This window comes from Streptomyces sp. NPDC006925 (assembly GCF_042869575.1).
Classification (GTDB): domain Bacteria; phylum Actinomycetota; class Actinomycetes; order Streptomycetales; family Streptomycetaceae; genus Streptomyces.
The window spans coordinates 200,620-218,875 of record NZ_JBIAGB010000012.1; the positions used below are offsets into that span (position 1 = coordinate 200,620).

The window sequence follows — 18,256 nt, forward strand, 5'->3', positions numbered from 1 at the left end:
GGCCCCGCGTGCCCGGGGTGGGCGAGCTGTCCGGTGACCGGCCGGCCAGGGAGACCGCAGGATGTGGAAGAGAAGGAAGCGGTAAAAAGGGGACATGACCGAGAGCGGAGACCCGCTGGAGGGTTTGGACGATGTGGACGCGGTCACCCGCGCCGTACTGACCGCGTCCAGGGTGCTGGTGGCGGTGTCGGCCAGTTCGCTGGCCGAGGTCGAGGACCGGGTGACGCTGCCGCAGTTCCGGATGCTGGTGGCCCTCTCCTCCCGCGGCGCCACCAAGCTGGTGGCGGTCGCCGAGCTGCTGCGGGTGGCGCCCTCGACGGCCATGCGGATGGCGGACCGGCTGATCACGGCCGGGTTCGTGGACCGCCAGACCAACCCGCACAACCGCCGCGAGACTCTCCTCACGCTCACCGGCGAGGGGCGGCGCATCGTGGGCAGCGTCACCTCCCGCCGCCGCCGGGAGCTGGCGGCCGTCGTCGAACGGCTCGCCCCCGACCGGCGTGCGGCGCTCATCGAGGCTCTGACGGACTTCAACCGGGCGGGCGGCGAACCGCCGGTGCCCCCCACGGACGCCGACGTCCCCTACCCGCTGGGCTGGGGCGACCTGGCCGACCTCGCGGCACCGCCGACCGCGCCGGACGGCGCGGTGGAGCGGTCCCCTGGGGGAGCCGGGGAGCAGTCCCCGGGTGGGCCGGGGGAGCCGTCCTCGGCGGGCGTTCCTGGGGAGCAGTCTCCGGGTCGACCCGGGGGACAGGCCCCGCACAGACCCCGCGAACAGCCCTCGGGCCGGCCCGCGGACCGGACCTGGGACCGGTCGTGACCTGAGGCGCCGTCCGGACCCGGAGCCGTCCGGACCCGGAGCCGTCCGGACCCGGAGCCGTCCGGTGCCGGGACCGGTCAGGCCGGTACGGACTCCGGGGCCGGCGCTGCGGCCGGGGCGTGCAGGGCGCGCAGGGCGCTGCGGTGGCTGAGCCAGCCCACCGGGACGCCCCGTTCGGGGTCCAGCACCGGCACCCCGCTGCCCACCGAGTCTGCGAGCGAGTGCAGCGCCGTGGCCAGCGGCTCGTCCGGCTCCACGACCGGCGGCCGGTGGACCAGGTCGCCCGCCGTGGTGGGGGCGCCGTCCGGCTGCTCGGACAGCGCTTCGGCCACCGCCCGGGTGGTGACCACTCCCGCGTACCGGCCCGCGGGGTCCAGTACCGGCAGTGCCCCGTGCCCGGAGAGACTCAGCACGTCGGCGGCCTCGGTCAGCGGGGTGCTGGCGCAGAGCGGTTCGGGGAGCGCCTCCATCACGGAGCCGACCGGCTGGCCGCCCAGCGGCGCGCCCTGTGCCGGGCCCTCCAGGTCGATGCCGCGGCGGCGCAGCTTGAGCGTGTAGACGGTGTCGCGGGACAGCAGCCGTCCGGTCGCCGTGGCCAGCGCGATCGCCAGCATCATGGACAGGATGATCGAGTACTCGCCGGTCAGCTCGAAGAGGATGACCACGGCGGTGATCGGGGCCCGGGACGCCCCGGCGAAGACCGCGCCCATCCCCACCAGTGCGTAGGCGCCGACGGCGCCCGCGCTGTGCGGCAGGACCTGGTGCAGCACCGCGCCGTAGGCGGCGCCCAGCATCGCGCCCATGAACAGGCTCGGCGCGAACACGCCGCCGGAGCCGCCGATGCCGATGGTCACGCTGGTCGCCAGGATCTTGCCGACGAGCAGCAGGAGCAGGAAGCCCACCGCGTACTCGCCCTCGGTGGCGTTCTCCAGCACCGGGTAGCCCACTCCGTACATCTGCGGCAGCGCGAGCAGCAGCAGCCCCAGCACCAGTCCTCCGGCGGCGGGCCGCAGCCATTCGGGGCCGCGCCACAGCCAGTCGCAGGCGTCCTCGATCGCGTACAGGATGCGCGAGAAGCCCACCCCCACGGCGCCGGCGATCACTCCCAGCACCGCGAAGAGGCCGTACTGGCCCAGGTGGTCGACGTGGAAGGCGGGGAGTTCGAGGAAGGCCACGTCTCCGAACGCGGCCCGGCCGATCACGCTCGCGGTGACGCTGGAGAGCACCGCGGCGCCGAACGCCTCGGCGCTGAAGGTCATGAGGATGAGTTCCATGGCGAAGAACACGCCCGCCAGCGGGGCGTTGAACGTCGCGGCGATGCCGCCCGCGGCACCGCAGGCCACCAGCAGCCGCAGCCGCCCCTCGTCGGCGCGTACCAGGCGGCCCATGGTGGCCCCGAGCGCGGAGCCGACCTGCACGATCGGGCCCTCGCGGCCCACCGAACCGCCGGAGCCGATGGTCAGCGCGGAGGCGAGCGTCTTGACGACCGCGACCTTCGGGCTGATCCGCCCGCCGCGCTGCGCCACCGCGAGCATCACCTCGGGCACCCCGTGTCCGCGCGCCTCCTTGGCGAAGCGCTGGACGAGCGGGCCGTACAGCAGTCCGCCCACCACCGGTGCCAGCACCACGAAGAACGGCCCCAGCCAGGACAGGTGGGGGTGTGCCGAGCCGGGGTCGGCTGCGTAGTCCTCGTGTCCGGAGAAGAGCCGGGTGAACTGCTCGATGCACCAGCGGAACACGATCGAGCCGAGGCCCGCTCCCGCTCCGGTGAGGACGGCCAGCAGCATCAGCCCCCATGGTGCGGAGCGCACCCATGCACTCGTCGTACCTCTGCTGCCACCGGCCCTTATGCCGACCATCACTGCTCCCTTCTTACTTTTGCATTATGCAAAGCTTGTCAAGTGCACGGACAGTGAGCAGAGGACTTGCCAAAGTGGAAAGTAGATGCCTAGCCTGAAAGAACGTGAACGGCCGACAACACGGAAGGCAGGTCATGGAGGCAGCGCAGGCACGGGCGGCACTCGCCCAGCGGGACGCGGTGCAGGGAGCCGGGCAGCGGGCCCACGCCGACTGGTACGCGCGCTATCTGCTGGGCTTCCTCGGGTTCACCGTGCTGCTGCTCGGCGCCGCCGCGGCGGCCCGGACGGCTCCCGCGGCCGCCGTGACGCTCAACGCGGTCGGGGCCGTCCTCGGCATGGCGGCCATGGGGTACGCGGGCACCCGGCCCGTCGTCACCCGCCGCTTCCGCCGCTTCCACCTCGTCTTCAGCGCGGGCTGGAGCGCGCTGTACGTGGCAGCGGTCGTCACCGGCTCGGTCTGGCCGGGGGGCGCCCCGCCGCTGTGGTGGCCGGCCGCGCTGGCCGTGCTCGCGGCATGGACGCTGGGCGCGGCGCTGCTGGCCCGCCGGGCGGGTGCACGGTGAGCAGCACCGCACGGCACCCGCGTCACCGGCTGGAGCCGCTGCTGCAGTCCCCGGTCCGGTTCTCCGTGCTGGCCGCGCTGGCCACGGCCGAACGGCTGGAGTTCCGCTTCGTCCGGGACGTGGTGGAGGTCAGCGACTCGGCGCTCTCCAAGCAGTCCGCGGCGCTCGAGGAGGCGGGCCTGGTCGAGGTGGAGAAGGGATACCTCGGGAAGCGCCCGCGCACCTGGCTCAAGGCCACCCCGAAGGGCAGGCGGATCTTCCAGGAGCACTGCGAGGGCCTCCAGGCCATCGCCCGGGGTCCGGAGGCGGAGCCGCCGGCGGACCCCGGCGAGCGGTAGCCCCTCCCGTCCGGGCCGCCGAACTCCTGGACCGGCACGCCGAGCTGAGCGGCGCGCTGGAGGAGCTGCGGCCCCGGGTCGAAGACATCCTCTACGCCCTCGTCCCCCTCCTCGACGACGCCCGCGACCTGCGCCGCGCCGTACTGGCCGCACGCCGCGCCGCACACCGCGCCGCCCCGCCGGGCTGGGACGGGCCGACCACTGCGCGGATCGCCGAGTACGCGGACGAGGAGGCGCGCGGCGCGCTGCGCCGCTGGCAGGAGTTGACCGCCGCCGCGCAGGCGGTGGCCGAGGAGCTGGACAAGGAGGTCGCCCGCGACCGCGCCGCGGCCGAGGACACCCTGGCAGCCGCCCTGGAGGAACCGTCGTTCGCGCACTCCCTGGCGCTGGCCACCCCCGACTGGGTGCGCTACGGCAGGGCGCGCGGCAACCGCAAGCGGCAGCGGGCGATGCGGACGCTGTACTCGTACACCGTCCGCGCCGCCGCCAAGACCAGCCCCTTCGCCCGGCTGACGACGGTCGGCGTCCCCGGCGGCGCCCACGACGGCCGCGCCGTGCAGCAGGTGTCCGCCACGCTCTCCCTCACCGCCCTGTACGCGCTGGCCCGCTCACGCCGCACCGCGCAGCTGCTGCGCTACCGTCCGGCCCCCGTCCGCCCGGCCGCCCCCGCGGCGGAGGCGGCGGGCGCGGGGGCGCCGCTGATGCTCCACCCCGAGTACGTGGCCACCGGCGGGGTCACCTGGCGGCTGGACCAGGTGGTCGAGGGGGCCCGGCGGCGGACTGGGCCCGGTCCCTGGCGGCCGCCCGCACGCCGGACGAGGGCGTGTCGGCCGACGGTGAGGGGGCGCGGGCCGGTGGCGACGCTGCTTCGGCCCGCGGCGAGGGCACGCCGGTTCCCGGTGACGGCATGCCGGCCGGCGGCGGCACCACCACCCCGGAGCACGCCGACGACACCCTGGCGCACGGCGACGCGCTGCGCACCCTCGGCGGGCCGGACCCCTTCCGGCGCTTCCTGCGGATGCTCGACAGCGGCGTCCTGGCGCCGGTCCCCCCGTGGCGGCGCGGCGAGGACGCACTGGACGCCCTGCTGGCGCTCACCCGGCAGCTGCCCGACGCGGAGCCGACCGGCGCCGCGCAGGCGCCGGCCGCCGGGCACGCGGTGGACGGAACCGACACGGTGGACGGAACCGACACGGTGGACGGAACCGACGCGGCGGACGGGCTCGCGGTCGTGGGCCAGTTGCGGGCCCTGGCCGCCGAACGGGAGCGGCTGGCCGAGCCCGTCCGGCCGGGTACCGAGGCCCCCGGCGGCGCGCCGGAGCCGTGGCGCGCGTGCGCGGGCTGGGCCGGGAGTGGGCCCGCACGGCGGGCTGGGACCGGTTCGAGCCCGCCGAGGTCTGGTACGAGGACGCGGCCACCGGACTGCGGCTGCCGCCGGTCGTGGCGGACGAGCGCACGGCGGAGGACCTGCGCCGGCTGGGCGCCGAGATCCGCCCCCGGCTGTTCCGCTCGCACCTCTACGACACCCTGGTGCGCCGCTTCGTGGCCGCCTACGGCAGCTGCGACGACGTCCTCGGCTTCGCCATGCGCTGCGGCGCCGAGAGCGACCGCGACCCGGAACTGGAGCGGGCCGTACAGCTCGACCTCGCCGCGCGCGAGGACCCGGGGGAGCGGGCCTGGCTCCCGGTCGGCCCGAGCAGCGCGCCGCCCACCGCCGCCCTGCTGTTCCAGCAGATCCGCGGCGGGCACGACGCCGCGGCGGACGGCGGCCCGCGACTGGTCGTCAACCAGTTCAACCCCGGTACCGGCGGCCTGCTCACCCGCTTCACGGAACTGCTCGGCGGCGAGTTCGCGGAGTCGCTCCGCGGCCATGTACGCCGCTGCTGGCCGCATGCCGCACACCACCGCGAACTGGTGCTGTGGACCGAGTGCAGCACCGCGCAGGCCCAGTCCTGCGGGCTGCTGCCCCCGCTCACCCTGCCCGGGGAACTCGGCGCCGCCGACGCGCTTCCGCTGGACGCCACCCGCCTGGTGCACGATCCGCGGCAGGACACCCTCACCCTGCTGGCACCGGACGGATTGCCGCTGGCGGCCGCCTACACCGGTCTGGTGCCCACCCATCTGTTCCCCAGGTTCGCCCGCTTCCTGGCGGTGCTGTCCGACCCGTGGATCAACGGATCGCCGCTGTCCGACCACCGGATGCCCTTCCACCTGCCCCGCGACCCGGAGCAGGTGCGCGTACAGGACAGGGAGACGCTGGAGGGTGCGGGCACGGTGGTGACGCGACGGGCCTCCTGGATCGTCCCGGTGCACCGGCTCCCGCTGCCGTCCCCGGACGCGGGCTGCGACGCGGCGGGGGTCGCCGCGATGGACGCCTTCCGCCGCGCGCACGGGATGCCCCGCGAGATGTTCGCCTACCTGCTGCCCGCGAACGGCGGCGGGTTCGGCCTCGACCACGACCGCAAGCCGCTGTGGGTCCGGCTGGACTCGGCCGTCTCGCTGGAGGTCCTGGCCCACTGGATCACCCCGGGCACCGGCCATCTGCGGCTGGTCGAGGCGCTGCCCGCACACGACGAGCATCCGCTGCGCGACGCGGACGGCCACCGGCGCGCGGCCGAGCACGCGGCCCTGCTGCACTGGGCCGACACCGGTGAGGAGGAGGGATGACCAGCACCGCTGCCCGCCCCGGAGAGGCGGCACACGAGGGCGCCGAAGCCGAGGTCGAGTCCGAGGCCGAGGTCGAGACCGAGGGCGCGAGCGCTGACGCGAGTCTCGCGCAGCCCGCGTCGGCGAGTGCCGGAGCCGCGTACGAGCGCGCCGGTGGCGCCTGGGACTGGTGGTATCTGCGGGCCTATCCCGGAGGGCCTGCCCGGATGGACGCCGCCGTCCATGCGGTGCTGCCCTGGCTGGCGACCCGTGCCACCGAACTGCGAGCGCCGGACTGGCACTTCCTGCGGTACTGGGACGCGACCGGCCATCACCTGCGGCTGCGCATCCGCTGCACGCCCGAGCAGGCCGACACACTGCACAGCCGCACCCCCGAAGTGCGGGCGCTGCTGGCCGCGCTGCCGGAACCGGAGCACGCGGACGGCGGCGGACTGCTGCCCGCCGAACCCACCATGGCGCCCCGGCGCCAGCCCGTCGGGGCGAGCCCCGCCCCCTACGCGCCCGAACGCGCCAAGTACGGCGGAACGGCGGGTATCGCCGCGGCCGAGGAAGTCTTCACCGACTGCTGCGCGCTGCTCTCCGAGACGGAACTGGTGGCGCTGCCCGCCGCCTTCGAGCGGGCCGCCGCCGCCGTCGAACTCACCGGCACGCTGGTGGCGGGCTGTCTGGCACCGGGCGAGCGGGACGCGTTCTGGACCGCGCACCGGCGCCGGTGGCTGGCCCGGCTGCGGCTGGTGCTCCCGGCGGACGAGACCCGGGAGCGGCTGCGCGCCCTGGCATCGCAGGTGGGGGAAGCGCCCCGGCCGGGCGAGGCCGTCCGCCGCCGGTGCGCGGCACATGCGGCGCTGGTGTCGGCGGTGCTGGACCGCTGTGCGGCGGCCCGCGTCCCCGTACCCCGTGCCGAACTGCTGCTGCACCACGTCCATATGACCTACAACCGGCTGGGCTTCCCGCCCGCCGAGGAGGCAGCACTGGTGCTGGCCGCCCGCGTGCTGACGGCGGGGCGCTGAGAGCGGCGGCGCCCGTGCTCGCAGTGGGCGCCGGTGCCGGGAGCGGACGCCGGGGCGGGGGCGTTGCGGCGCCCGCCCCGGAACCTGCCCGGGCCTGCCGTCAGATGCGGGCGGGCCCGTTCCGGCGCGGGCCCGTCGTTCCTCCGGCCCGGCCCGGCCCGGCCCGGCCCGGCCCGGCCCGGCCCGGCGTCGGCGACGGGCGGTCAGGCGGCGCGCGGTGCGGGAGCGGGCTGCGGCGGGGCGGGGCGGGTGAGTTCGGCGCGGCCGAAGAGCAGCGCGTACCCGGCGGGGAGCCGGTCCAGGATCCGGGCGACCAGGTCCTCACCGGCGAGCTTGGCCACCAGTTCGAGCACCGTGCCGGTGTCCCAGCGTGCTGTGGCAGGGGTGCCGCCGGTGCGGGAGGCGAGGTCGGCGACGAACTCCCAGCCGGTGAACTCCTCGGGCTCGCGGGCCGAAGAGGTCAGGATGCGTGCGGCCTCCTTGGGGAGCACGCCGGCGAGTTCGGTGCGCTCCTCCTCGGGCAGGCGCCGGCCGAGGGAGGTGAGGACGGCGTGGATCACCGCGTCGGCACGTTCGCGGGTGGGGTAGGCGCCGTCGTAGCGCACCCGCTCGACGAGTCGGTGGTACGTCATGGCCTCCGTGACGGGGGCGGCCTGGGGCTTGATCTGCGTCAGTGACACGTCTCGGTCTCCGGTTGTGTTGAGGCGGCGCGCGTCCCGGGCCCGGTCCCGGTCAATTCGGGGAGCGGGCCGACGGGCTTCTCGTGCGCCGGACGGGCGGATCGGCCGCGGGACGGGGAAGCGCCCTTCCCCTCCCGCTGGCCGTCCGCCGTGCTCGGCGCCGCGCCGCCGCGAGAACTCAGTGGACTCGGTTGCTGATCCGCGTGCGTCCGGCTTCGTCGCCGGCAGTGGTGTGGACGGCCTCGGCAGGTGCGAGCCGCCGGAGGCTCGGTGCGTCCGCCGGGTGAGCGGCGTGGACGCGTCGGGTGGTGGCCGGCCCGGTGCCGGGGAGGAGCAGGTCCGGTGGCCGCCCACTGCGCCGGGCGCGCAGTGTGTCGGTGGCCGCGCGGCGGGGTTCCGCCGGGCCGGCGGAGGTGCTGCGTCCGGCTTCGGTGGCGAACGCGTCCGGGGCGTCCCCCGGAGGGTGGAGCGCGGGTTCGGCGCCCGATCGACGACGTGCGGCGCCGCCCCGGCGGGCGTCCGTCGGACTCGCGGACGGCCGGGGCCGATTGCCGCTCGCGCCCGGGAACTGTGGCGTGCGACGGTCGGGCTCGTGGAACGGATCGGTGCGCATCACTGTTACGAACACCTCCGATGAGCCTGGGCAGTTTCTCCGTGTTCCGCCTATGCGCTGCACCTCGTCCTCCTTGTATCATGTCGTCAGAATGATGACAAGTGCGGTTGTCGCCCTGTGGACGACGTGCGAGGGGGAGGATCCCCGTGCCCACACCTGAAGAGCAGCCGGTGCCGACCGCCGGGATCGGTCCCGGACCCGTCTCCTTCCCCGCCGCCGCGGCAGCGCTGCACCGGATCCAGGACGCGGTGCGCAGCGCGCAGACGGCACCCTCCGGCCACCGGGCGCCACCCGACCCGGAACCCGGCCTCCCGCCCGCCGACTGCGAACAGGCGCTGGTCGCGCTGCTGACGCTCCGACAGGTGCGCGACCAACTCGCCGGATGGGAGACCGCGTTGATCGAGACCGCCCGTACGGCAGGGGCGAGCTGGGCCGAGCTGGCCGCGCCACTCGGCGTCGCCAGCAGGCAGGCGGCCGAGCGCCGCTACCTGCGGGGCCGTCCCGGGGTTCCCGGCGCCACCGGCGAACAGCGGGTGCGCGCCACCCGCGAACGCCGGGCGGCCGACCGCACGGTGGCGTCCTGGGCCCGGGACCGCGCCTTCGAACTGCGCCAGCTCGCCGGTCGGATCACCGCGCTGCCCGACCTCCCCGCCGAATCCCGCGCCCTGCTCGCCGGGGAGCTCGCCGACAGCGACGCGGCGCGGCTGGTCGGCCCGCTGCTGGACACCCGGCCGCACCTGGCCGGCCGGCACCCCGAACTCGCGGAGTGCGTCGACGCGCTCGCGCGCGACGCCGGGCGGCTCCGCCGGGACGCCGACTCCCGTCGGGCGGACCACTCAGCAGGCGCGCCCGAGGGGGCGGGGGCCGGCGTACCGGCGCCCGGCCGAGCCGGTGCCCGCCCGGAGCCGCACCCGGAGGAGGCAGCCGACCACACGGCCTGACGGCACGTGTCGGGCGGCAGTCGCGCCCGTGGGCGGCAGGTGGCCGTCGGCGAGGGGACCCGGACCGGCCGTCTGCCCGGGGTTCGGGCGTGACGCCCCGTCGGGCGCCGCCCCGGGTGTCGCGGCTCTCCGTCGGGGCCGCCTCCCGGCCCGCCGTCCGGTGGTCTGTTCGTCTTCCTCTTCCGGCCCGGTCTCCGGTCCGACCGGTCTTCCCGGGCGCCCCACGGGACACCGGGGACGTCCGTCCCGCGTCACCCGGACGGCGGGACGGCGGACGGCGGGGCTGTGGGACGGCGGAACGGTCTGACGGGCCCGGCGGCGTGCACAGATCCTCTTCGGCACCGCGGTTCACGGCATTCGCAGGCCAGTTTCACCGTATTGGCCCTGTCATGTCAGTCCAATCAGGGTCAGACTCCGCTGTGCAGTGACTGTTGGACGTGCTGCGACGGCGAAGAGATCGGACGGGACGACACGCAGGAGGGGTGAGTGATGAGTGGCGGATCCGCCGCCGGGCGGAGCGGAGCGACGGCGGGGAAGAGCGGTGGCGGTGCGGCGGGACCGGGCCGGCTGGTCGTCGGCGTGAGCGGGTCGCTCGCGAGTCTGGCGGCGCTGCGGGCTGCCGCGCGGGAGGCGGCCGGCACCGGTCGCCCGCTGCTGGCGGTGCTGGCCTGGGAGCCACCGCGCGGCGAAGCCGGGTACATGCTGCGGCCGGACCGGATCTGGGCCGAGAACTGGCGTCGAGAGGCCCGCGCACGGCTGGACCGCGCCTTCGACGAGGCGTTCGGCGGCGACCCTCCGGGAGTGGCCGAAGTCGAGCGGCGGCTGGTGCGCGACCGGTCCTGGCGCGCCCTGTGCGCGACGGCCGACCGTCCGGACGACCGCCTGGTCATCGGGGTGCGCGGCGCGCGCTGGGGGCTGTTCGGGCGCGGCGGCACGGCCCGCCGCGTCCTCACCCGCGCCCGCTGCCCCGTGCTCACGGTTCCCGCACCGCGCTTCCCGGTCCTTCTCCGCACCCGGTTGCGGCACGCGAGAGCGGTCCACTTCCAGTCCGGGGGATCCGGTCGGGCGGCTGTCTGACGCCGGGCTCGCCGAGCCCGGGGGCGGCGGTCGGCCGGCCTTCCGCTGCTCGGACGGTGGCCGATCCGCGCGGAACGTCAGGCGAACTGGGGGGTTCTGACCCTGGCCAGTTGTGCGACGAGAGCTTCGCAGAAGACCGGCAGGTCGTCGGGGCCGCGGGTGGTGACGAGGTTCCCGTCGATCACGACCTCCTCCTCGACGACCTCGGCGCCCGCGTTGCGCAGATCCGTGCGGATACTGGGCCAGGAGGTCAGGCGCCGGCCGCGGACCGCCTCCGCCTCCACCAGCGTCAGCGGGCCGTGGCAGATGGCCGCCACGGGCTTTCCGGCGCGCATGAACTCCCGGGCGAAGCCGACCGCGTCGGGATCGGTGCGGAGCTGGTCGGGGTTCATCGCACCACCGGGCAGCAGCAGCGCGTCGTAGTCGTCGGCGGACGCGTCGGCAACCGTCCGGTCCACCGTGAAGGTGCCCGCCGGGTCGATGTCCATCTGGCGGGCGTTGATCTCCCCGCTGTGCAGCGCGATCACCTCGGTCCGCGCCCCGGCCCCGTGCAGCGCGCCGCGCGGCTGCTCCAGTTCGACCCGCTCCACGCCGTCGGTGGCGAGCAGGGCCACTCGTGTGCCGTGCAGTTCGGCGGTCATGATGCGGCTCCCTTCGGAGTTCCGGGGACTCCCGCTCGTAGCGCGGCGAACCCGGCCGCGTGCGGTCCCGACACGCCTTCCGCTGCCAGCCTCTCATGCCTATAAAAGCTCTCAAAACGGTCAGCTGCTGTTCTGGTGGTCGCATGATGTGCCCGGGCGGCGATCCGCGTGCCCCGACCCCCGGCCTCCGGCCCGCTCAGCGTCCCGCCGGGGCGCCGACCAGGGCCCGGACCGCGGCATCCAGATGTGCGGCCCGTGCGGGGCGGCGCCCCGGACCGGCCGAGGCACCTGGCCCCGACACGAGCACACCGGTGGCACCCGCCCGATGTGCGGCACCCAGATCGGCGGTGCGCCCTCCGACCACCGCGGTCTCCGACGGGCGCACGCCCAGCACCCGGCACGCGGCGAACACCAGACCGGGTTCCGGCTTCCGGCACGCGCACTCGTCCTGCGGCCGGTGCGGGCACACGGCGGTCACCGCGAGCGGTCCCAGCAGCGCCTCCATCCGCGCGTGCAGCGCGTCGAGTTGCTCCAGCCGCAGGGCTCCGCATCCGATGCCGGGTTGATTGCTCACCACTCCCGCATGCACCCCGGCGGTGCGCAGCGCCTCCAGCGCCTCGCGCGCCGAGGCCAGCGGGCGGATCCGGCCGGGATCGGTGTTGTGCGGCACCTCCTCGACGAGGGTGCCGTCCCGGCCGAAGAGCACGGCCCGGGGCTGCCCGCACCCCGGCACGGCCCGGCACCGGCCCGAACCCGCGTGGGGGAGCCGCACCAGCGGCTCCTCGGGTCCGTCCTGGTACCAGGACGCGGTCACCGTGCGCAGGACGACCGCCGCCGGACGGGCGCCCCCGGCCTCCGCGGGCGCCGCCCCGCGCGCGGACGCCGGGCCGCTCATGCGGGACCGTGCCCGCCCGCGGCCCGGCACGTGCGCGGTGCCGGCCACCTCCGCGGGCCCGGGCGGCCCGGCACGTCCGGAAGGGGATGCCGCGGGCGGGATGCCGACGCTGTGGGCGCGTTCATGGACACTCCTGCGGTCACGGACGCCGTGTGCGGTCGCACGCACGGGCATCGCGGGCGGTGGAATGCGGGCGTGGAGCGTGGACGAGGGCGAGGGACGCGGAGGGGTGAGGGGGGCGCCGCTGTCCTCAGCCTGCGGGTGCCCCTCGGGTGCCGCAACCGCCGGCCGCCCCGTCGCCGTGTCCTGCGGCGGCGCCCCGGGCGACCCGGAAGCCCACGTCCTCCACCCGGAAGGTCGGATGGCTGCGGCGCCGCACCGAGGCCCGGCAGCTCCAGTGCTCGTCGAACCAGCCGCCGCCCCGCAGCACCCGGTAGCCGCCGTACACCTCGGGGTCGTACAGGTCCCAGCACCAGTCCCAGACGTTGCCGAGCATGTCGTACAGTCCCCACGCGTTGGGAAGCCTGCCTCCCACCTCGTGGAGGCGCTCCCGCGAGGTGCCGCGGTACCAGGCGATCTCGTCCAGCGGCCCGTAGCGCGGTCCGGAGGTCCCGGCGCGGCAGGCGTGCTCCCATTCGGCCTCGGTCGGCAGCCGGTACCCGTCGGCGTCGCGGTTCCACTCGATGCTCGAGCCGTCGTCGTCCCCGCGGTGCCCGGCCGTGCCGTCCGGGGCGTCCCGCAGTCGGTAGGCCGGTGTGCGGCCCTCGTGCCGCGAGAGGGCGTTGCAGAACCGTACGGCGTCCCACCAGGACACGCCCTCGACGGGCAGCCGGTCCCCGCGTGCGGTGCTCGGCCGCTCGCCGGTGATCCGTGCGTACAGCTCCTGGGTGACGGGATACGCGGCCAGTCGGTAGGGCGCGAGGTCGACCGACCAGCTCCGCTGTGTCCGCCGGTCGGACAGGGCGACCCGTCCCGGGGGTATCGCGACCAGTTCGATCTGCGTCTCCGCTTCCATGATCGGGTGACGCTACCGCCTCGCCGGGCCTGGCGCAGCCTGGACGAAGCGTCTAATTTTAGATACTGCGTCCAAGTCCGGGCGTGCCGTCCCCTCTCGGAACCTCCGGCAAGGGAGTACCTCTCGTGGCCACCTCCTCCCCGAACGCCCCCCAAGCGCCCCCGGCGCGCCACCTGCGCGATCCGCGCTCCGGCCGCCGCTACCCGCTGGACCCGCTGCGCTGGCGGGGGGACGACGGCACGCCACTGCTGGTCTCACCGGCGCGCGCGCCGGGACCGGCCGACATCGTGACGGCCGACCGGTCGCTGTGGCGCTACCGGGCCGCGCTGCCCCCGCTGCCCCCGGTCAGCCTGGGCGAAGGATGCACTCCGCTGCTGGCACGCACCTGGGGCGGCGTCGAGGTCGGCTTCAAGCTGGAGTGGTTCAACCCGAGCGGCAGCTTCAAGGACCGCGGGAGCAGCGTGATGATCTCAGCGCTGGCCGCCCAGGGGGTCGACCAGGTTCTCGAGGACAGCTCCGGCAACGGCGGCTCCTCCATCGCCGCGTACTGCGCCGCCGCCGGTCTCGGCGCCACCATCCTCGTCCCCGCGCACACCTCACCCGCCAAGACGCTGCAGGCCACCGCCTACGGGGCCCGGGTGACCCCGGTGGACGGCGACCGGGACGCGACGGCCGCGGCGGCGCTGCGCCGGGCCGAGCAGACCGTCTACGCGAGCCACAACTGGCACCCGTACTTCCTGGAGGGCACCAAGACGCTGGCCTACGAGATCTGGGAGGACCTCGGCTTCCGCGCTCCGGACGCCGTGGTCACCGTCGCCGGCGCGGGCAGCACCGTACTGGGCTGCGATCTGGGGTTCGGCGAACTCCTCGCCGCAGGGCGGATCGCCGCCCTGCCCCGGCTCCTGGTGGCCCAGCCGGCGAACTGCGCGCCGCTGCACGCCGCGTTCCACGCCGGACCCGACGCCGAGCAGAGCGCCGCGTCCGGGCGGTGGCGGCCGACGCTGGCCGAGGGGACGGCCATCAAGGAGCCCGTCCGGCTCCCCGAAGTGCTGGCCGCCGTCCGCCGCTCGGGCGGGACCACAGCCGCCGTCCCGGAGGAGGACATCGCCTCGGCCCTGCGCCGCCTCGCGGCCACCGGCCTCTACGCGGAGCCCACCAGCGCCACCGCAGCGGCCGCCGTCGACCTCTTCGCTGCGCGCGGCGAACTGCCGCCTGGCGGCACCACGGTCGTGATCCTCACCGGCTCGGCCCTCAAGGCGCCGGCGGCGACGGCGCAGATCGTCGAGGGGACACCGTGAGCGCCGCCGAGGACGAACTGCTGCTGCGCGAGGCGGAGAAGATCGTCACCGCCGTCGGGCGAATGTTCCCCGGCCTGTGCGAAGCCGTGCTGCACGACCTGCGCGACCCCGAACACGCGGTACGCGCCGTGGAGAACAACCTCTCCGGCCGCCGGGTCGGCGACCCGGCCACCGAACTGGGCCTGGCCCGGATCGCGGACCCCGACCACCCCGAGGTTTTGCAGAACTATCCCAACCGGTTCCCCGACGGCCGCCCCGCCAAGAGCACCTCGGTCGGCATCCGGAACAGCGAGGGCGTCTACGTCGCCGCCGTCTGCCTCAACCTGGACGTCTCGCTGCTCTCCACCCTCACCCGGGGCCTGGAGCAGTTGCTGCGCACGGAAGACCACCGGCCGCCCGTCGCCGAGACCCTGCGCGCCCGCACCCTGGACGAACTGCGCGGTGTCGCGGAGTCCTTCGCCGCCGCCCGCGGCACCACTCCGCGCGCCCTGACCACCGCTGACCGCGTCGCCCTCGTCCAGTCCGTGCAGGAGCAGGGCTACCTCGGACTCAAGGGCGCGGTACCGGCCCTGACGGGCCTCCTCGGGGTCTCCAGAGCCACGGTCTACAACGACCTGCGCCGCTGACGCCGCGCGCCGGGCGGGCGAACCGGGCGGCGGCGCCGGCGCGGGACGGCGCGGGAGCGGCGGGTCGCCGTGCGGAGGCGGGCCGTGTGTCACAGGCGCGTAAGAGGGGCGGCCGGGTGTGAACATCCGACGGTCCGGGTGGATCAGAGCCCTGTGTAGACGCCCACCGTGCCGAGCGGACGGCACCCACTGCACAAGGAAGAAGCGATGCGCGCTCAGCAGCTCACCCTCGCCGCCCTGACCCTCGCCGCGGGGCTCTCGCTCACCGCCTGCCAGGGGGAGGACTCGACCGCCACGTCGGACGCCTCCGACTCCGCCGCCGCCTCCTCATCGTCCGGCTCCGGCCGCGGCACGGGGTCCGGCGAGCAGACCCCGACCGGTGGCGGCAGCGCCGAGACCTCCGACGACGGCGGCGGCGACGCGAAGAACGTACGGTCCGCTCCGGGCAGCGGAACCGGGAAGACCACCGCCGGGCGCTGCCGGACGTCGGACCTCCTCTTCGAGGCGGCCCACGGCATGGCCGAGGGCGACCTCGTGGTCAGCTTCAGGAACATCGGCGGCGATGCCTGCTCGCTCAAGGGCTTCCCCGGCGTCGACCTCACCTCCCCGGAGGCCGGCGCGCCCCTCAGCGCCGAACGCAGCGACCGCACCGCCCCGGCCGTCGCCCTCGGATCGGGCGAGGAGACCCGCTTCACCCTGCACTGCCCGCCGAACGACACCGGCGGCTCCGGCGTCCCCGTCAGCAGCATCCTCGTCACCCCGCCCGGGGAGACCCGTGCCAGGGAACTGCCGGTCAGCATCAGCGTTCCGGCCAGGCCGGGCGCCGCCGACCGCGTCACGATCGACCCCGTCGGCACCGGCAAGCAGTAGGAGGACCGGCCGCGCGATCCGGCGCCGTGGCCCGTCCCCGTACACCCGTACACCTGTGTCCCCGTACACCCGCGCCCCGGCGGCGGGCGAACCCGGCCGCCGGGGCGTTCGGGGCGGTGCCCGGCAGTCGGCAGCCCGGCAGTCGGCAGCCCGGCAGCCCGGTCGGCCGGGCTGCAGGGCGTCTTTCTCCTCTTTGCGCATGTGTGCGGCTCGCCCCGATCCGGTGCTGCCCACAGTGCTCCGACCTCTGCGGGCCCGCCCCGGTGGCCGCCGGTGACCAGCGCCCCGCCACAGTAGTCGGGGAGTCAACACGGCTTTCTCACATGGTAGTTACGCACCTGATCACGAATGTGCAACAGAAGAGTCCAGGGGATGCGGTGCTTGATCGGGAGTGCCACCATCAACGCTCAACGCGGTCGGGGCGATCATTGGCGAACGCACATCTTCTGGCATCAGCCCGGCCCGGCGCGCTTCAGTGCACTCCCTCCCCGTCTGTTGGGACAACTCCATGCTGGACAAGCTGCAACGCAGGCTGGGTCTGCGGACCGACGCGGTCATCTTCTTCACCTCGGCGGCGCTGACGGTCCTGTTCGTCGCCACCACCATCACGCTGACCGACCAGGTCGACAGCGTCTTCACGGCGGCCTCGGACTGGATCCTCACGAACCTCGGATGGTTCTACATCCTCGGCGTCACCACGTTCGTGCTCTTCCTGATCTGGATCGCGCTCAGCCGCTACGGGCATGTGCGACTGGGCGGGCAGCACGCACGCCCCGAGTACAGCAACGGCGCGTGGTTCGCGATGCTCTTCGCGGCGGGGATCGGCACCATCCTGATGTTCTGGGGGGTCGCCGAACCGATCAGCCACTTCGCCGATCCGCCCGAACAGGGCGTCAAGCCGGAGTCGAACACGGCGGCCGAACGGGCGATGGCGTTCGCCCTCTACCACTTCGGCCTGCACACCTGGGCCATCTTCTGCCTCCCGGCGCTGGCCTTCGCCTACTTCGTCTACCAGCGCGGCCTGCCCTTCCGGGTGAGCTCGATCCTGCACCCGCTGCTCGGCGACCGGATCAGCGGCCCGATCGGCAAGACCGTCGACGTCACGGCCGTCGTGGGCACCCTCTTCGGGGTCTCCGTCTCCATCGGGCTGGGCACCCTGCAGATCAACAGCGGTCTGAACGAACTCTTCGGCGTCCCGGAGAACAAACTGGTCCAGGTCCTGCTGATCGCGGGTGTGACGGCGATCGCGACGGCCTCCGTGGTCAGCGGCCTGGACAAGGGCATCAAGATGCTGTCCAACGTCAACATCCTGATGGCCGTCGGCCTGCTGGTCTTCGTCCTCGTCGCCGGGCCGACGCTCTTCATGGCCAAGGGCATCGTCGAGTCGACCGGCACCTACCTCAGTTCGGTGGTGCCGCTCTCGTTCTGGAACGACACCTTCGCCGACACCGGCTGGCAGGGGAGCTGGACGGTCTTCTACTGGGCCTGGACCATCACCTGGTCGCCGTTCGTCGGCATCTTCGTCGCCCGCATCTCCAAGGGGCGCACGATCCGGGAGTTCGTCGTGGGCGTGCTGGGGCTGCCCACCGCCTTCACGGTGATCTGGTTCAGCATCTTCGGCATGGGCTCGTTCGACATCGAGATGAACGGCCCGGGCGGGCTGGTCAAGGCGGTCGTGGACGACGGGGACGTGCCCGGCGCGCTCTTCACGTTTCTGGGCAACTACCCGGCGGCCACCTTCGTCTCGGCGCTGTCGGTGCTGATCGTGGTCATCTTCTTCACCACCTCCGCCGACTCCGCCTCCATGGTGGTCGACATGCTGTGCGAGCGGGCGGACGAGAAGAGGCGCACCCCCACCCGGCAGCGCGTCTTCTGGGCCGTGATGCAGGGCGTGGTCGGCGGCACCCTGCTGGCGGCCACCGGCAAGAGCGGGCTGGACGCCCTCCAGCAGGTCATCACCGTCATCGGGCTGCCGTTCTTCGTGATCGCCTTCCTGGTCATGTTCTGCCTGCTCCGGGCGCTGAAGGAGGACTTCCCCGAACTGAGCCGCGCCCCGTACGCCGGGAAGCCGAGGACCTTGGAGCCGAACCCGGAGCCGAACCCGGAGCCGGGGCCTGCGGGGGCACCGGCGGCCGCCGCGGAGGGATCCGGGCAGTCCGCCGCCGCGGAGCAGTCCGCGGGGCCGGCCAAGGACCCGGTCGGCTGAACTCCCGCTCGGCACATACCCGCGGCGCCGCCGCGCGGCGGACCTGATGGACCGGGGGGGGGGGGGGGGGGGGGGGGGGGGGGGGGCCGGCCCCCCCCCCCCCCCCCCCCGGCGCGGCGGCGGGGGGGGGGGCGGGC

General features: G+C 74.8%; 16 protein-coding genes and 1 pseudogene. 11 read left to right on the forward strand and 6 right to left on the reverse strand.

Going from position 1 to position 18,256, the window contains the following annotated elements; all coding sequences use genetic code 11:
* Positions 1 to 94: 94 nt before the first annotated feature.
* Positions 95 to 610 (forward strand): annotated as a pseudogene (locus ACFYNS_RS18610) (MarR family winged helix-turn-helix transcriptional regulator); the annotation flags it as partial.
* A gap of 287 nt (positions 611 to 897) precedes the next feature.
* Here ACFYNS_RS18610 and ACFYNS_RS18615 read toward each other — a convergent pair.
* On the reverse strand, positions 898 to 2,607 hold the full coding sequence (locus tag ACFYNS_RS18615; RefSeq protein WP_360302270.1) for a chloride channel protein: 1,710 nt from the start codon (positions 2,605 to 2,607) through the stop codon (positions 898 to 900).
* A 206-nt stretch (positions 2,608 to 2,813) separates the two neighbouring features.
* Between ACFYNS_RS18615 and ACFYNS_RS18620 the strand changes: the two genes are divergently transcribed.
* Both ACFYNS_RS18620 and ACFYNS_RS18625 read left to right on the forward strand, forming a co-directional pair.
* Positions 2,814 to 3,242, forward strand: a complete 429-nt coding sequence (locus tag ACFYNS_RS18620) for a hypothetical protein (protein WP_388603888.1) — start codon at positions 2,814 to 2,816, stop codon at positions 3,240 to 3,242.
* Positions 3,239 to 3,580, forward strand: a complete 342-nt coding sequence (locus ACFYNS_RS18625; RefSeq protein WP_360302261.1) for a transcriptional regulator — start codon at positions 3,239 to 3,241, stop codon at positions 3,578 to 3,580. The genes ACFYNS_RS18620 and ACFYNS_RS18625 overlap by 4 nt, the downstream gene beginning before the upstream one ends.
* A 634-nt stretch (positions 3,581 to 4,214) precedes the next feature.
* On the opposite strand, the gene ACFYNS_RS18630 is transcribed toward ACFYNS_RS18625, so the two are convergent.
* Positions 4,215 to 4,736 carry a hypothetical protein gene (locus ACFYNS_RS18630; protein ID WP_388603891.1) on the reverse strand — a complete coding sequence of 174 codons (522 nt, stop codon included), beginning with the start codon at positions 4,734 to 4,736 and terminating at the stop codon, positions 4,215 to 4,217.
* A gap of 167 nt (positions 4,737 to 4,903) precedes the next feature.
* Here ACFYNS_RS18630 and ACFYNS_RS18635 point away from each other — a divergent pair, with 167 nt between their 5' ends.
* Both ACFYNS_RS18635 and ACFYNS_RS18640 read left to right on the forward strand, forming a co-directional pair.
* Positions 4,904 to 6,247 carry a hypothetical protein gene (locus ACFYNS_RS18635; protein ID WP_360302258.1) on the forward strand — a complete coding sequence of 448 codons (1,344 nt, stop codon included), beginning with the start codon at positions 4,904 to 4,906 and terminating at the stop codon, positions 6,245 to 6,247.
* A complete protein-coding gene (locus ACFYNS_RS18640) occupies positions 6,244 to 7,257 on the forward strand; it encodes a lantibiotic dehydratase C-terminal domain-containing protein (RefSeq protein WP_388603893.1) in 1,014 nt (337 codons plus the stop codon). The genes ACFYNS_RS18635 and ACFYNS_RS18640 overlap by 4 nt, the downstream gene beginning before the upstream one ends.
* Before the next feature lie 203 nt (positions 7,258 to 7,460).
* Here the strand turns inward: ACFYNS_RS18640 and ACFYNS_RS18645 are convergent, their stop codons facing one another.
* A complete protein-coding gene (locus ACFYNS_RS18645) occupies positions 7,461 to 7,937 on the reverse strand; it encodes a DUF2267 domain-containing protein (protein WP_388603895.1) in 477 nt (158 codons plus the stop codon).
* Positions 7,938 to 8,696: 759 nt separating this feature from the next.
* Between ACFYNS_RS18645 and ACFYNS_RS18650 the strand changes: the two genes are divergently transcribed.
* Both ACFYNS_RS18650 and ACFYNS_RS18655 read left to right on the forward strand, forming a co-directional pair.
* Complete coding sequence (locus ACFYNS_RS18650) at positions 8,697 to 9,491, forward strand: type III effector protein (protein WP_360301803.1); 795 nt, start codon at positions 8,697 to 8,699, stop codon at positions 9,489 to 9,491.
* Positions 9,492 to 9,980: 489 nt separating this feature from the next.
* The gene (locus ACFYNS_RS18655; RefSeq protein ID WP_360301800.1) at positions 9,981 to 10,568 is read left to right on the forward strand and encodes a universal stress protein; all 588 of its coding nucleotides are present in this window, start codon (positions 9,981 to 9,983) and stop codon (positions 10,566 to 10,568) included.
* A gap of 77 nt (positions 10,569 to 10,645) precedes the next feature.
* On the opposite strand, the gene ACFYNS_RS18660 is transcribed toward ACFYNS_RS18655, so the two are convergent.
* The 3 genes from ACFYNS_RS18660 to ACFYNS_RS18670 all read right to left on the reverse strand — a co-directional run bounded on the left by ACFYNS_RS18660 (position 10,646) and on the right by ACFYNS_RS18670 (position 13,119).
* Positions 10,646 to 11,209 carry a type 1 glutamine amidotransferase domain-containing protein gene (locus tag ACFYNS_RS18660; RefSeq protein ID WP_388603899.1) on the reverse strand — a complete coding sequence of 188 codons (564 nt, stop codon included), beginning with the start codon at positions 11,207 to 11,209 and terminating at the stop codon, positions 10,646 to 10,648.
* Positions 11,210 to 11,405: 196 nt separating this feature from the next.
* A complete protein-coding gene (locus ACFYNS_RS18665) occupies positions 11,406 to 12,104 on the reverse strand; it encodes an HAD-IIIA family hydrolase (protein WP_360301795.1) in 699 nt (232 codons plus the stop codon).
* Between the two features lie 250 nt (positions 12,105 to 12,354).
* The gene (locus ACFYNS_RS18670) at positions 12,355 to 13,119 is read right to left on the reverse strand and encodes a formylglycine-generating enzyme family protein (protein WP_360301792.1); all 765 of its coding nucleotides are present in this window, start codon (positions 13,117 to 13,119) and stop codon (positions 12,355 to 12,357) included.
* Between the two features lie 125 nt (positions 13,120 to 13,244).
* On the opposite strand from ACFYNS_RS18670, the gene ACFYNS_RS18675 reads away from it, so the two are divergent.
* From ACFYNS_RS18675 to ACFYNS_RS18690, 4 genes are all read left to right on the forward strand, one after another.
* The gene (locus ACFYNS_RS18675; protein ID WP_360301789.1) at positions 13,245 to 14,417 is read left to right on the forward strand and encodes a pyridoxal-phosphate dependent enzyme; all 1,173 of its coding nucleotides are present in this window, start codon (positions 13,245 to 13,247) and stop codon (positions 14,415 to 14,417) included.
* Positions 14,414 to 15,043: a PAS domain-containing protein gene (locus ACFYNS_RS18680; RefSeq protein ID WP_360301786.1), complete on the forward strand. Its 630-nt coding sequence runs from the start codon at positions 14,414 to 14,416 to the stop codon at positions 15,041 to 15,043. Before ACFYNS_RS18675 ends, ACFYNS_RS18680 begins: the two co-directional genes overlap by 4 nt.
* A gap of 207 nt (positions 15,044 to 15,250) precedes the next feature.
* On the forward strand, positions 15,251 to 15,913 hold the full coding sequence (locus ACFYNS_RS18685; protein WP_360301783.1) for a DUF4232 domain-containing protein: 663 nt from the start codon (positions 15,251 to 15,253) through the stop codon (positions 15,911 to 15,913).
* 508 nt (positions 15,914 to 16,421) lie between these two features.
* Positions 16,422 to 18,119, forward strand: a complete 1,698-nt coding sequence (locus ACFYNS_RS18690) for a BCCT family transporter (protein ID WP_388603903.1) — start codon at positions 16,422 to 16,424, stop codon at positions 18,117 to 18,119.
* Positions 18,120 to 18,256 lie beyond the last annotated feature (137 nt).

Bases quoted from the DNA above. Each gene is read 5' to 3' on its own strand.
- ACFYNS_RS18685 (WP_360301783.1), top strand. From the start codon at position 15,251: ATGCGCGCTCAGCAGCTCACCCTCGCCGCCCTGACCCTCGCCGCGGGG.
- ACFYNS_RS18690 (WP_388603903.1), top strand. From the start codon at position 16,422: ATGCTGGACAAGCTGCAACGCAGGCTGGGTCTGCGGACCGACGCGGTC.
- ACFYNS_RS18660 (WP_388603899.1), bottom strand. From the start codon at position 11,209: ATGACCGCCGAACTGCACGGCACACGAGTGGCCCTGCTCGCCACCGAC.
- ACFYNS_RS18615 (WP_360302270.1), bottom strand. From the start codon at position 2,607: ATGCTGCTGGCCGTCCTCACCGGAGCGGGAGCGGGCCTCGGCTCGATC.
- ACFYNS_RS18665 (WP_360301795.1), bottom strand. From the start codon at position 12,104: ATGAGCGGCCCGGCGTCCGCGCGCGGGGCGGCGCCCGCGGAGGCCGGG.
- ACFYNS_RS18620 (WP_388603888.1), top strand. From the start codon at position 2,814: ATGGAGGCAGCGCAGGCACGGGCGGCACTCGCCCAGCGGGACGCGGTG.
- ACFYNS_RS18640 (WP_388603893.1), top strand. From the start codon at position 6,244: ATGACCAGCACCGCTGCCCGCCCCGGAGAGGCGGCACACGAGGGCGCC.
- ACFYNS_RS18670 (WP_360301792.1), bottom strand. From the start codon at position 13,119: ATGGAAGCGGAGACGCAGATCGAACTGGTCGCGATACCCCCGGGACGG.
- ACFYNS_RS18655 (WP_360301800.1), top strand. From the start codon at position 9,981: ATGAGTGGCGGATCCGCCGCCGGGCGGAGCGGAGCGACGGCGGGGAAG.